At 64.8% G+C, this 12741-nt stretch carries 11 protein-coding genes and 2 pseudogenes; 8 read left to right on the top strand and 5 right to left on the bottom strand.

What is annotated here, in order from left to right; all coding sequences use genetic code 11:
- The first annotated feature begins 123 nt into the window (after positions 1-123).
- A pseudogene (locus GY937_24955) lies at positions 124-321 on the top strand (hypothetical protein).
- Between the two features lie 884 nt (positions 322-1205).
- Here GY937_24955 and GY937_24950 read toward each other — a convergent pair.
- Positions 1206-1283, bottom strand: a pseudogene (locus GY937_24950) (DUF2497 domain-containing protein).
- Positions 1284-1413: 130 nt separating this feature from the next.
- On the opposite strand from GY937_24950, the gene GY937_24945 reads away from it, so the two are divergent.
- Positions 1414-3252, top strand: a complete 1839-nt coding sequence (locus GY937_24945; protein MCP5059965.1) for a LamG domain-containing protein — start codon at positions 1414-1416, stop codon at positions 3250-3252.
- A gap of 42 nt (positions 3253-3294) precedes the next feature.
- Positions 3295-4794: a twin-arginine translocation signal domain-containing protein gene (locus GY937_24940; protein ID MCP5059964.1), complete on the top strand. Its 1500-nt coding sequence runs from the start codon at positions 3295-3297 to the stop codon at positions 4792-4794.
- A gap of 87 nt (positions 4795-4881) precedes the next feature.
- On the opposite strand, the gene GY937_24935 is transcribed toward GY937_24940, so the two are convergent.
- Positions 4882-5859 (bottom strand): flippase-like domain-containing protein, encoded by a 978-nt coding sequence (locus GY937_24935; protein MCP5059963.1) that lies wholly within the window; start codon positions 5857-5859, stop codon positions 4882-4884.
- 168 nt (positions 5860-6027) lie between these two features.
- Here GY937_24935 and GY937_24930 point away from each other — a divergent pair, with 168 nt between their 5' ends.
- Both GY937_24930 and GY937_24925 read left to right on the top strand, forming a co-directional pair.
- Positions 6028-6378 carry a hypothetical protein gene (locus tag GY937_24930; protein MCP5059962.1) on the top strand — a complete coding sequence of 117 codons (351 nt, stop codon included), beginning with the start codon at positions 6028-6030 and terminating at the stop codon, positions 6376-6378.
- 31 nt (positions 6379-6409) lie between these two features.
- A complete protein-coding gene (locus GY937_24925) occupies positions 6410-7912 on the top strand; it encodes an aspartate aminotransferase family protein (protein MCP5059961.1) in 1503 nt (500 codons plus the stop codon).
- A 17-nt stretch (positions 7913-7929) separates the two neighbouring features.
- On the opposite strand, the gene tesB is transcribed toward GY937_24925, so the two are convergent.
- A complete protein-coding gene (tesB, locus tag GY937_24920) occupies positions 7930-8799 on the bottom strand; it encodes an acyl-CoA thioesterase II (protein MCP5059960.1) in 870 nt (289 codons plus the stop codon).
- Positions 8800-8875: 76 nt separating this feature from the next.
- On the opposite strand from tesB, the gene GY937_24915 reads away from it, so the two are divergent.
- The 3 genes from GY937_24915 (at position 8876) to GY937_24905 (ending at position 11547) form a co-directional block, all read left to right on the top strand.
- Positions 8876-9805 (top strand): alpha/beta hydrolase, encoded by a 930-nt coding sequence (locus GY937_24915; GenBank protein MCP5059959.1) that lies wholly within the window; start codon positions 8876-8878, stop codon positions 9803-9805.
- A complete protein-coding gene (locus tag GY937_24910) occupies positions 9802-10467 on the top strand; it encodes a spermidine synthase (GenBank protein MCP5059958.1) in 666 nt (221 codons plus the stop codon). Before GY937_24915 ends, GY937_24910 begins: the two co-directional genes overlap by 4 nt.
- Before the next feature lie 90 nt (positions 10468-10557).
- A complete protein-coding gene (locus GY937_24905) occupies positions 10558-11547 on the top strand; it encodes an HDOD domain-containing protein (protein MCP5059957.1) in 990 nt (329 codons plus the stop codon).
- On the opposite strand, the gene GY937_24900 is transcribed toward GY937_24905, so the two are convergent.
- Together GY937_24900 and GY937_24895 are read right to left on the bottom strand one after the other, a co-directional pair.
- Entirely contained in the window at positions 11544-12110 is a 567-nt protein-coding gene (locus GY937_24900; GenBank protein MCP5059956.1) for a GNAT family N-acetyltransferase, read from the bottom strand. The genes GY937_24905 and GY937_24900 overlap by 4 nt on opposite strands.
- Positions 12111-12149: 39 nt before the next feature.
- Positions 12150-12581, bottom strand: a complete 432-nt coding sequence (locus tag GY937_24895; GenBank protein MCP5059955.1) for a hypothetical protein — start codon at positions 12579-12581, stop codon at positions 12150-12152.
- Positions 12582-12741: the final 160 nt, after the last annotated feature.

Here is a 12741-nt window from a genome sequence, read left to right as displayed (position 1 = left end):
GGTCGAGCCGGGAGGGCGTTCGCCCTGGGTCAAGGACCTTTCGACCCGGAAGATCTGAATCGGAATCCGGAACGGCGGGCTGCGTCGCCCCCCGGCCAAATGATCAGATTTCTACGCTTCTGAGTGAGCGTCTACAGTCAGACACTGAGCTTCTCGGTATTGGCAGCGGACGCCGACGGGAACGCGCTTTCCTTCGGCGTTGCCGGCGCCCCGGCGGGTTCGAGCTTTACGGACAATGGGGACGGCACATCGCTCTTCAGCTGGACGCCGACGGCCACCCAGGCGGGCAGTGTCATGGTCACCTTCACGGTGACGGACGATGGCATCCCGGTCATCTCGGACCAGGAGAATGTGAAGCTGTCGATTCAGGGTGTCGCAGGAGGCTCCGGCATTTCCGATGCAACCTGGTGGGATACCTGGGGAGGCCATCTGATGCTCAGCGGCGCGGGAGCGCCAGCGGGCAGCATGGTTGAAATCCTGGATGCGGATACCGGGCTCGTGATTGGTAGCGTGGTTGCCGGAGACGACGGCAGCTTCGAGACCGGCGAATGCAAGACCGTCCGCACGAGGATCAAGCGGCGACGGCGGTGGCGGTTGACGACGGTCGTCGAATGCCTGACGCCGATCCAGGCGCCCTGCGAAGTGCAGATCCGCACCGGCGGGAACCTTGGTCTGCGGACCAGTGTGACGAATCCGGCGGCTGAGTGCGGTACGGGTAGCCCGACTCTGGTCGAAGGAAACGCCTACTACTCCGCTCGCAAGAAGGCGCGAAAGCGCGGCCGGAGGCGGATCAAGGCGAGGCCCCCGACCTTGTCGGTCATGGGCGACCACGCACTGGCGAATCACAACGTCGAGATCCGCAACGCGGAAACCGACCAGGTGATCCAGACGATCCTGGCGGATGAGAACGGCCGCTACAGCTCGGTGCTCGAGAGTCCTGTGGACTTGCCGTGTTTCGTGCGGGTTGCCTCGGCAGACCAGTTCTCAGAGCCGATTCCCGTCCACGTGCAGAAGCGCCGCAAGGGTCGGCGCAGGCGGAATATCTCGGTGCCCATGTGCAGCACACCTGGGACCTTCGCGCCCCCGGGCCCGACCGTCGACGGCGGCGGCAATGGCAACGGCGGCGGTGGAAACGGCAATGGCGGTGCCGGTGGCGGTGGCGGCGGCGGCGGAAACGGTGGCGCTGGCGGCGGCAACGGCAACGGCAACGGCGGTGGCGGTGGCGGCGGCGGCGGAAACGGCAATGGCGGCGGCGGAACTGGTGGGGGCAATGGTGGCACCGACCCGGCCGAGCAGGTCCAGATCGATGCCTTCGCCCAGACCGTGCATCCGCTCGCTACGCAGTACTGCGCGACCTGCCACGACGGTAGTACCGGGATCGGTCGACCCGATATCGCTCATCCGGATTCGGGGATGGCGTATCACGCGGTGTGGGATAGCCAGAAGGTCAACCTGACGCAGCCCTACGCCTCGCGGATGGTTCAACGACTGGTCGTCGAGGGTCACTACTGCTGGAACGATTGTGCAGCGGATGGCGAAACGATGCGGGCGGCCATCGCCATGTGGGGTGTCCTCGTCGGCAGTGCCGGCGGTGGCGGCCAGCAAAGCATCACCAGCGACCAGCTGAAGATCAGCGACGGCATGGAAGGGGGTGGCAACCTTCGCTACGACGATTCCGTGATCGCGCGCTGGGAGTTCACGGAAGGCTCGGGCAACGTGGCAGCGGATACGAGCGGCATCGCACCGGCCATGGATCTCCAGCTGAACGGCGTGGATTGGGTCGGCGGCGGCGGAATCGAGAACAAGACGGGCGGCGCTGTTGCAACGGTGGCTGCAAGTCGGAAGCTCTACGATCGCCTCGCGGATTCGACCACGGGTAGCCAGGAGTACTCGGTCGAGGCGTGGATCTTCGCCAACGAGATCGATCAACGCGGTCCGGCGCGGATCCTCACGTATTCCGAGGACCCCTACACGCGCAACTTCATGTTCGGCCAGGAGAACTACCGCTTTGCTGCGCGAAACCGCAGCAATGCAGCAGGCATCAGCGGGAACGGAACTCCGACCCTCTACACCTCGGACGGCGATCGCATCGTCGAAGTAGCGCTCCAGCATGTGGTCATGACGTTCGACCAGGTCAATGGTCGAAGGATGTACGTCAACGGCGAGTGGACCGGCAATGAGGATCCGAAGGGACCGGGTAGCCTCGCGAACTGGGACCCGAGCCATCAATTCCTGATCGGCAACGAGCTGACCAACAAACGGCTCTGGAAGGGCAAGGTGCTGTTCGCGGCGATTCACGAACGGGCACTCAGTCCGCAAGAGATCCAGAGCCACCACCTGGCCGGTGTCGAGGAGCGCTTCCTGCTCCGCTTCGATGTCTCCCAGTGGACCGGGCAGCCCGGAAGCGTGATCGAGATGAGCGTCGGTGACTTCGATGCCTTCAGCTACGTGTTCGGAAATCCCACCTACGTGGGGCCGACCGGATCCGGGATCGCGATCAAGAACCTGCGCATCATGGTCAATGGCCAGGTGCCGGCGGCAGGGCAGGGCTTCCGGGCGATCGATACCGTCGTGAGCCAGTCACCGCAGCAGTTGTCGAGCCTCGCGGCGATCATCGGAAAGGATCAGGGGCCCGAGAACGACGTATTCTCGCTCTCCTTCGAGGTGCTCGGAGACAATACGGCCGTCGTCGTGAACACCGATGCACCCGTCACCCCGGGTGGCTTCTCATCGGAGGTGAGTCCGGAAACGGGCCTTCGCAACTTCGACCAGATCAATCACACCATGTCGATCCTGACGGGCGTGCCAACGGACGACCGTCGAGTGGAGCGCACCTTCGAGGGGCTCGTACAGCAGTTGCCGGGGAACAACGATTTGCGGGGTTTCGTCTCCTCGCATCAGGTCGGCGCCTTCAAGCTCGGAGTCGAGTACTGCGACCGCATGGTCGAGAGTCGATCCCGGCGCGAGGCGATCTTCGGGCAGGCCTTCAACTTCAATGCGAATACGTTCACGGCCTTCTCGGATCCGAACGCGAAGGTGTTGATCGCCGATCGTCTGGTCGAGCGCTTCTACGGTACGGGGCTCACGCTCCAACCGGATGTTTCCGAAACGAGGCCCATTCTGATGGGTTTGATCGACGATCTGACGAGCCAGTGCAACGACGCCGACGACTGCGACCGGGATTTCACCCAGAACGTGGTCAAGGGAGTCTGCACGGCGGTCCTCAGCAGTGGCCCGGTCCTCTTCCACTAGAGACGGTCCGAGAGCGAAAACCAGGGTTACGGGAGAAACAAGATGAGCGAAACGAGTGCGCGCAAGCTGCAGCGGCCGCCGGACCACAAGGTCGTGACCCGCCGGGATTTCCTCGGTCAGGGCCTGATCGCCGGAGCAGCCTTTGCGGCGGGCCCGAGCCTGTTGGGCCTACTGGGGAGTTCGCCGGCAGCGGCGCAGGCGGCAGCCGACTGCGGAATCGCCACCGGCGGGGCGGGATTGATTCCGTTCATTGCCGTGGATCTCGGCGGCGGCGCCAACACTAGCGGCTCCAATGTGCTCGTCGGTGGACCCGGGGGCCAGCTCGATTTCCTCGACCCCGAGGGCTACGAGAAGCAGGGCCTTCCGTCGGGCATGTTCCCGACGGATCCGGCCCAGGTGAACAACGAGCTGGGCCTGCTCTTCCACGCGGACAGTCCTTTCTTGCGCGGGATCCAATCCAAGACAGCCGCGTCCACGCGGGCGAACGTGAACGGTGTCGTGTTTGCTGCTCGCTCAGCGAACGACACGGGGAACAACCCACACAACCCCATGTTCGGGATCAACAAAGCGGGAGCGAGCGGGGATCTCGTTTCGTTGATCGGAAGCCGCAGCTCCGATTCGGGTGGGCGCTCCCAATCGCCGCTCTCGATGTACGACCCGGCCAAACGACCCACAAAGGTCTCGGATGAGAACGATGCGCGTGGTCTCGTGGATACGGGCAAGCTCGTCGAATTGCTCGACGAGGATGCGGCGGTTTCCGTGATGTCGACCATCGAGCAGCTCTCGGATCTGCGTGTGCAGCGAATGACGGAAGACCAGATGGTGAAGGATCTCATTTCCTGCTCCTACACCCAGAGTGCCGACCTGGTCAATCGCTACGGCGATCCGAGCTTGCTCGATCCGACAGCGGATCTTGACATCGTCGGAGCTGGCAACAGCATCTTCACGGCCAATGAGTTGAATAGTTCGAAGAACATCAAAGCCGCGGCCGCGATGAAACTCACCGTCAACGGCTTTGCCGGCTGCTCGACGATCGAATCCGGCGGCTACGACTACCACGACGGATCACGCGCTACGGGAGAGGTCCGCGATTTCGAGGCGGGCGTACAGATGGGCGCCATGCTCGAGTACGCAGCTCGGCGGTCTCAACCCCTGGTGATCTACGTGTTCAGCGACGGTTCCGTGAGCTCCAGCAACGACATCGATAATTCGGGACAGGGCCGTGGAAAGTTTGGCTGGCAGAGCGACAACGGAGGGACCGCCTCGACCTTCCTGTTGGTGTATGACCCGAACGGACGGCCCCAGCTTCGCGATCCGAACAGCCAGCAGATCGGCTACTACCGGCCCAGCGGCTCGGTCGAGACCGGCGCGGTTCGTATCGCCAGCAATGTCGATCTTCTCGCCGAAGCCGTGGTACTGAACTACATGGCCCTCCACGACGATCTCGGCCGCTTCGACCAGGTTCTCCCGAGCCACGGTCTGGGCAGCGGCGGGGATCGGGACGCGTTGATCGGGCTTCAGCCGATTCGAAGCATGGGGTAAGTCTCGGGGGCGGGTCTGGGCGTTCCGGACTTCCCGACGACCATCCAATTCGCCCCGGTGGAGCCATGGCTTCGCCGGGGCGTCGGTCTATTCGGACTCGTCCGAGCTTCGTGCCTTTTCGAGGTACTGCCGGAACGTGCCGAGCTCGCGTCCGTAGAAGACGCCGATGGGCAGCCGCGCCAGGATCAAGGCCACAGGAAAGGCCAGTCCGAAGGCGAGGACCGAGCCTTCTATTCCGTAGGGCTCGAAGAAGTAGAGCATCGTGGCCTGCTGTGTGCCGAATCCGGCGGGCGTGAGCGGCAAGGCTCCGGCCAGCATGACGATGGGCGTAACGACGGCGACGAACGCAAAGGGCACGTCGATCTGGAAGCTCTTGGCGCCGAACCAGAAGAATCCGATGAAGCCTGCGAAGTAGGCGGTTCGCACGAACGCGAGCACCAGGAGATCTCGGGGACGGGCGCGAGCGAACGTTCCGAAGATGCGGCGACTGCGCAACCAGTTCAGCGGGCGCCAGGCTGGACGGCGCGTGATCAGCGTCGCTACGAAGAGAGCTTGAAGAGCGATGACGGCTCCGCTGATTTTCAGAATCGTGGAAATCGTCGTTGAAGCGGGCAGCACAAGGGCGCCGATGAAGACTTCGCTGGAAAGGATGATCGCATCCAGGCTTCCGTAGAAGAGGATCGAGCTCGCGACGTCGACCGCCCCGACACCCCGGGTGATGCGCAGATGCATGATGATCGCAGCCGTACCCAGGTTCCAGTTGATCGGTGTGAGGAGGTAGGTCACGCCGCGAAGGGATCGCGCCTCGGCCCATCGAAGCGGAGTGTTGAAGCGGGTGAACAGGAAGGCGAACGCGCGGGACTCGACCAGGAACCAGTAGCCAACGGCGACGAGGGTCGTCGGGACGAAGAGTCCGAGATCGGCGTTCGCGGCCGCTGTCCAGGCTTCGCCGAGCGGCACCTGGTCGAAGATCCAGTAGAAGATGAGCGCAGCCAGGAGCCACGGCCCCAGCGTGCGGAGCCAGCGTAGAAGCGGCGAAGTTGAGACCACAGGGCTCGCTGACATCGGGTGGCTTCCGGTGGAAGGGAAAGGGCCCGCCCGAGAGCCTACGGTGCGTTTCGCATGCGTCGATCCCCGACCGACGGGTAAATGTGGCCGCTGGGCATTCGGGGGGCTTCCGGTGGTCCAAGGTCCACTTCAGCGCGGGGCCGGCGGCACCGATCTGGCTTGGACATGCTCGAGATCGTCGTCCTGGCGGGGCTCCTGGCAGCCCTCGCTGCGTTTGCCTGGGTTCCGTGGATCGTTCTGATCCAGATCGCACTGCTCTGCTCGGTCGTCGGCCTGACCATCGGGGTGCCAGGCGCGCTGGTCTATCACGTGCGGCTCAGGGCCTGTTTGATCAGGTCCGGCGACCTGCCAGCTCGTTGGTGGGTGCACCCGTTCGCCCTTCACGGGCGGCTGGCTCCGGCGGATCTGGATTGGGTGCTGCCGCCCTGCTGGATTGGGGCGGGCGGCGGTGTGGTGGCCTTCCTGGGGTGCCTGGTCGGCGGAGTGGCTGTGGTTTCTTCCTGGGTGCACGGATGAGCTGGCGTCCAACGGCTGTCGGCTCGACGGGATGGCGAAACCGTCGAACAGCGCCGATTCCCGCGGGGTAGGTGAGGGGATCCCGAGGTTCGCGGCCGACTGGGGCCGGGACTCGCATCGTTCGGATCCGTTGGCTTCGGCCGGCATGCATGCCTCGCGACAGCGTGCATGGCGCGCGCTTTCGGACGATGCTTCTGCGATGGAATCACAGCGCGTGTCTCTCTATCCCTTCCTGGGTGGGCCCGGTCGGTCGGCACCCGTCATCGAACGCACGGAGGGTGTACATTGGCAGATGGCCGGCGGCCACCGGGTGCTCGATGCAGGTGGTGGCGCGGTCATCGCCAACATCGGCCATGGTCGACAGGAGATCGCAGAGGTGGCGGCGGCTGTCATGGCGCGCACCACGTATGTCGTGCCTCCGTTCGCAACGGAAGATCGCGTTGCCCTGGTGGAACGGCTTCGCCGGGATTGGCTTCCCGAAGGTCTCACCCGTTGCATGTTCACCAGTGGTGGTTCCGAGGCCGTGGACACGGCTCTGCGCCTGGCCCGGCAGCACTTCGTTTCCGCTGGACAACCGAATCGGGTGAAGGTGATTGGCCGCCATCGCTCCTATCACGGTGCGACCCTGGCGACCCTGGGTGTTGGCGGACACGAGAAACGGCGAAAGGGCTTGGATCCGCTCTTCGTCGATCACCCCAAGATTCCGGCCTGGCATCCGCTACGACGCCCCGGCAGCAGTGATGATGAGGTTGGCCCGCAGCACTCGGCGGAGGGCCTCGTCGAAGCGATCGAGAGGGAAGGGCCGGAAACCGTCGCGGCCTTCATCGCCGAGCCCGTCGGAGGGTCGACGATGGGCGCCGTCGTTCCGCCTGACGACTACTGGCCTCGGCTGCGCGAGATCTGTGACGCGTACGGAATCCTGCTGATCGCCGACGAGGTGATGTGCGGCTTCGGGCGTACGGGTCGCCGCTTCGCGTTGGATCACTGGGATGTGGTTCCCGATATCCTCATCGGTGGAAAAGGACTGGCGGCCGGCTACGCGCCGATTGGGGCCGTGTTCGCCTCCGAGGCGGTGGTCGAACCCATTTCCGAGGCCGGAGATGAAGTCATGTTCTTCACCTACAGCGCTCATCCGATGGCCTGTGCAGTGGCTGAAAAAGTGCTCGAAATTCTCGACCGCGAAGACCTCATCGAGCGGGCTGCCAGCCTCGGCGAGCAACTCGGGAAACGCCTTGCCCGGTTGGAGGCCCACCCGCATGTCGCTCATACGCGCGGCCTCGGCTTGATGCGCGCCGTCGAATTGGTGGAGGATCGTGAGACCCTCGAGTCGTTTCCGAAGCAGGCCGGCTTCATTTCCAAAGTGGTCGCCGCGGGCCTTGGCCGCGGTGTCTTCTTCTACCCGGGTGGAAGCGATCCGGCCCGTGATGTCGCCTGCTTCGGCCCGCCATTCACGATCACGGGAGATCACATCGAGGAAATGGCGTCGACCCTCGAACTCTCGATCGACGATGCGGCCGAACGGGTGAGTCGATAGGTCACAACGAGAAGAGTTCAGCCGGGTCTCTCGTCGTGCATCCGAATCAGGCCTTCCTGCGTACACGACGCGACCAGACTCCCCTCCTGGGTGAAGATATTTCCCCGGTTGAAACCGCGGCCGCCGGAAGCACTGGGACTATCGGTCTGATAGAGGAGCCATTGATCCATCCGGAAGGGGCGGTGAAACCACATCGCGTGGTCGAGCGACGCCGACTGGAATTTCGGATTCGTCCACAACACTGCGTGCGGGCGTAGGCAGGTGTCGAGAAGGTTCATGTCCGATGCGTAGGCGAGCACGCATTGGTGGATGGCAGGCTCGTCGGGCATCCCAGCTGCAGTGCGGAACCAGACACTCTGATGGGCAGGTGCCTTCTCGGGATCGAACTCATCGACCGGATCCACGGGCCGGATCTCGATCGGCCTCTCCCGGGTGAATGCATGGCGGAACTCCTCCGGGATCTTGTCGGCGTACCGGGCGCGAAGCTCCGTCTCGTTGGGAAGACCATCCGGCCCCGGGACATCCGGCATGCTCTCCTGGTGGTCGAAGCCACCCTCGAACACCTGGAACGACGCCGCCATGTTGAAGATCGCGCGGCCGTGCTGGATGCCGACGACGCGCCTCGTGGTGAAGCTCCGGCCGTCGCGAATGCGATCCACGTCGTAGAGGATCGGGACCTTGGGGTCGCCGGGCCGGAGGAAATAACCATGAAACGAATGCACGCCGCGCCCTTCGACCGTACGCAGCGCTGCGACCAGGGCCTGGCCCAGGACCTGCCCACCGAAGACGCGTTGCCAACCGGTCTGAGGCGAGAGGCCTCGGAAGAGGTTGACTTCGATGCGCTCGAGATCCAGGAGCGCGAGCAGGTCGGCGAGGGTCTCGTCCATGGCATGCAGATAACGAAAGCTCCCTCGCGTGCAAGCAGGCGCTACATTTCGGCCTCCCCGCCCCATGAGGTTTCCGATGGCCGACCCGATTCCCGCCGATGCGCTCGCTCAACTCTTCCAGATGAAGCCGCCGGAAACCGTGGAGGACATGCGGCAGCTCCTCGATGGGTTTGCCGGCTTCCTGAACGCCGATCTTCCCGAGGTCGGCGCCTTCCACCAGGCGGTCCCGATCGGTGCGTTTTCGGCGGATGTCATCGTGCCGAAAGGGGACGGTCCTCATCCGGTCCTGATCTATCTCCACGGAGGAGGATGGGTTTGCGGGAGCCCGACCAGCCATATGAAACTGGCCCATCGCTTCGCCGAGGCCGGCAACCTGGTCGTGAACGTCGACTACCGGATGGCTCCGGAGCATCCCTTTCCGACCCCCTTCGATGATTGCGTGGAGGCCGTGCATTGGGCGGCCAAGGAGGTGGCGGCCTACGGCGGGGATCCCGACCGCATGGCGATCGGTGGCGATTTGGCCGGGGGCAATCTCTCCGCCGCCGTGGCGGCATCTCTTGCCGGCGCGTCCTCGGGACCTGGCCTGCGCGCCGCGCTCCTGATCTACGGTGTCTACGATTTCGCGACGATCGGCGCCGAGCCCCCGCCGGAAGTGGTTGCGGCCATGCCGGCGTTGCCTGGCGGGCTCGGCGAAAAGCTGATCGACCTGATGGTCGGCTCCTACCTGGGGAGCGAGCCCAGCGAGGGACTGCTCGGCGATGCCCGGGTGAGCCCGGTGCATGCGGCGGCCAAGCTTCCACCCTGTCACGTGATGTGTGGGACCAGCGATCCGCTGATCGGCCAGGCTCGAGCCCTGAAGGTCGAACTCGAAGCGGCCGGCGTGCCCCACGAGTATTTTGAAGACGAGGGCATGCCTCATGCCTATGCACAGCTGGAGTTCCTCCCCCCGGCGCGGCCTGCGATCGATCGGATGATCCGCTTTCTCGAGACGCAACTCGCCGTTTGAGCCGTCCCTGGAAGACGCTAGGCCGCATCACAACCTCGGACGGGAAACTCGAACTCCGGCGCCGAGGGCCCGATGATTTCCTGATCACGATTGCTGGGCGTGTGCTGATGAACTCGCGTGCGAATCGTTCGGAGCAGGTTCTTGGTGAGCGCGCTGCAAGGGAAATCGTCGCACACCCCCGGCCGCGCGTCTTGCTCGGCGGGCTCGGCATGGCTTGTACGCTACGCGCGGCCCTGGATGCGCTTCCGCCGGATGCCGAAATCGTGGTTGCGGAGTTGCACGAAGGCATCGTCGATTGGTGCCGCGGGCCCTTGGCAGAGCTGACGGATGGGGCGGTCTCCGACCCCCGTGTCCGGTTGGAGCTCGGCGATGTTGCCAACGCCATTCAGCAGGCAGCCGCCGGCAGCTTCGATGCGCTGGTGCTGGATCTCTACGAAGGGCCAGCCCCCGGAGCCCGCTCCCGCCAGGATCCCCATTTCGGCGAACGGGCCCTCGCGGCGGCGCATCGGGCTCTGGCGCCGGGCGGTGTTCTCGGGGTCTGGGCGGAGGATCCGGATCCAGCGTTCGAGGAGAGGCTCCGCAAGGTCGGCTTCGAGGTGAGGCACGACCGGCCCGGTCGGGGCGGCCGGCGGCACGTGGTCTATCTCGCCACCCGCAACTGACCCGCCGGGGAAGTCCTCGGGAATCCTCTCGGGTCTTTCCCTGAGTGGAAGCTCCGCCCGTCGGCCGATGCAGCAGCTATCGGAGGTGCGATGAAACGGCGGGGCAAATCGAAGCATGAGGACGGATACGGCAAGGGGGAAGCCTCCATTGCGGTGGACGATGACGTCCTGCTCGATGAGGCCGCTCTCCACGAGCGCATGCTCGAGACCTTTAGAGCCCCAGACTATCGACCGCCGGAGCTGCCTTCCACGGCCCAGGAAGTGTTGACGATCTCCCAGAACCCGAATGTCGAGGTGGAAAAGGTCGTCGAACTCCTCGAACGCGATCAGATGCTCGCGGCCCAGGTGTTGCGGGTGGCGGGTTCACCCGCCTACGCAGGCGCGACGAAGATCGACAGCCTTTCCGGCGCATTGATGCGGCTCGGCCTGAAGACCGTACGCGACGTCGTGATGCAGGTCGCGATGAACCTCCGTGTGTTCCGTTGCGAGGCCTACGCCGCGCCGATGGAACGTCTTCGCCAGCATAGTCAGGCCACGGCGCACCTGTGTCGGGTCGTCTGCAAGTACAGCAGCAGCGTCGAGGCAGAGTTCTCCTTTCTCTGCGGGTTGCTTCATGACGTCGGCATCGCCGGAATCCTGCTCGCGCTGGGGGAGACGCCGCGAGGGAAGCCACCTCCGGACCTGACGATCCTCTGGCCCGCCATCCACGAGGCGCATACCGAGGCGGCCTCGCTGATGGCGAAGCTCTGGGACATGCCGGCGGAACTGCAATGGGTCCTCGCGGCCCATCATCGTGTGGAGATCGAGGGCTATCCCCATCCGCTGGCGGCTGCGGTCTGCATCGCCGAACACCTCGCCTCGGAGCTCGGCTCGGGGTTGGTGCCGAAGTTGTCCGAAGACGCTGATGAGTCCGCAGCGGAAACCTGTGCGGGCCTGGAGACCTATCCGGGCACCGATCGCTCGAGCCCAGTGGCACTCGACCGCGCACGTGAAGCGCTCGGCCTGACCGCCCCGACCTATGAGCTGCTCGAGAAGGATGCCGCCGCCCAGCTCGAGAAGATGCTCGAGGGGGAGGCCTAACGAGCGGCCGGATCGAAGGCGTCCCGCCCGATCCTACACAACACATGGCGCCGCAGGGGAGATCCCTCCTCCAGGGACGGATGATCGAAATCCTCGTCCGGGTTCCGGGTCATTCCCAGCTTCTCCATCACGCGCCGCGAAGCGGCATTCCCCCGGGCGGTGAACGAGACGATTTCGTCGAGCCCGGCTGGGCCAAAACCGTGGGCCATGGCGGCCCGGGCGCCCTCCGGTGCGTAGCCTCGCCCCCAATGCTCTCGGGCAAGGCGCCAGCCGATTTCGACACACGGCATGAACGGGCCAGGGAAGGTCGGAACAGCAAGGCCGACGAAGCCCGCGAATGCCCGGTTCTCGCGGACCTCCACCGCCCACAACCCGAAGCCTCGTTCGGCGAAGCTGTCACGAATCTTCTCGACGAGCGAGTCACTTTGCTCGCGCGTGAGCATTGCCGGGAAGTGACGCATCACTTCCCGGTCGGCGTTCATGACCGCAAAGCTCTCGAGATCGTCGTCCCGCCACTCCCGCAGCCATAGCCGCGGCGTTTCGAGAACGGGTGTCCGGCTCATCGGGAGCGGTTCGCGGGCCTCTCTCGAGGCCCGCGAAAGCTATTCGGCAGCGGCCGCCTTCGCCTGCTGCAGCGCGTGCTCGATGCCGAGATCGTCGGGCAGGAGCTCATGGGCCTTGGTGCAGACATCGAGGGCCTCGCCCCAATTGCCCGCTTCTGCCAACGAACGGCAGGCCGCAACGGCTTCGTCACCGACAGCAGCGGCCGTGCCGGCCACCGCATCCTTGGCGTCCTGGGCGATTTCGTCGGCCGCATCGGCGGCGTCGCTTGCGGCACCTTCCACAGCGTCGGCCGCGTCGGCTGCTGCGCCTTCCACGGCGTCGGCTGCGCCTCCGGCCGCGTCCTTTGCGGCATCCATGGCCTGGCCCGCGCTAGCAGCAGCTTCGTCGGCCATTTTCTTGGCTTCATCACGGCCGCAGGCCACCGGGAGGGCCAGGGCGAACAACAGGATGCAGAACATCGAAAGCTTCACGTTGCTTCTCCTCATCTTCTCTAGCAGGCTGCGGAAGAACGCTGGTGGCGTAGCGGAAACCGGGAGCTCGAGGGGGTTTTCCCGGGAATTGAGCGCGGAATCGGGGTTTCGCCGCCGGTGAGTGTCCGGCTCGTGACCCGCGCGGCGCTCCGTTCGGGCC

Source organism: bacterium, assembly GCA_024228115.1.
Lineage (GTDB): Bacteria > Myxococcota_A > UBA9160 > UBA9160 > UBA6930.
The sequence above is the reverse complement of the archived record's forward strand: the minus strand, read 5'-3'. Positions and strand labels throughout refer to the sequence as shown.

Bases quoted from the DNA above. Each gene is read 5' to 3' on its own strand.
- GY937_24945 (MCP5059965.1), top strand. From the start codon at position 1,414: ATGGCGTATCACGCGGTGTGGGATAGCCAGAAGGTCAACCTGACGCAG.
- GY937_24940 (MCP5059964.1), top strand. From the start codon at position 3,295: ATGAGCGAAACGAGTGCGCGCAAGCTGCAGCGGCCGCCGGACCACAAG.
- GY937_24935 (MCP5059963.1), bottom strand. From the start codon at position 5,859: ATGTCAGCGAGCCCTGTGGTCTCAACTTCGCCGCTTCTACGCTGGCTC.
- GY937_24930 (MCP5059962.1), top strand. From the start codon at position 6,028: ATGCTCGAGATCGTCGTCCTGGCGGGGCTCCTGGCAGCCCTCGCTGCG.
- GY937_24925 (MCP5059961.1), top strand. From the start codon at position 6,410: ATGGCGAAACCGTCGAACAGCGCCGATTCCCGCGGGGTAGGTGAGGGG.
- tesB (MCP5059960.1), bottom strand. From the start codon at position 8,799: ATGGACGAGACCCTCGCCGACCTGCTCGCGCTCCTGGATCTCGAGCGC.
- GY937_24915 (MCP5059959.1), top strand. From the start codon at position 8,876: ATGGCCGACCCGATTCCCGCCGATGCGCTCGCTCAACTCTTCCAGATG.
- GY937_24905 (MCP5059957.1), top strand. From the start codon at position 10,558: ATGAAACGGCGGGGCAAATCGAAGCATGAGGACGGATACGGCAAGGGG.
- GY937_24900 (MCP5059956.1), bottom strand. From the start codon at position 12,110: ATGAGCCGGACACCCGTTCTCGAAACGCCGCGGCTATGGCTGCGGGAG.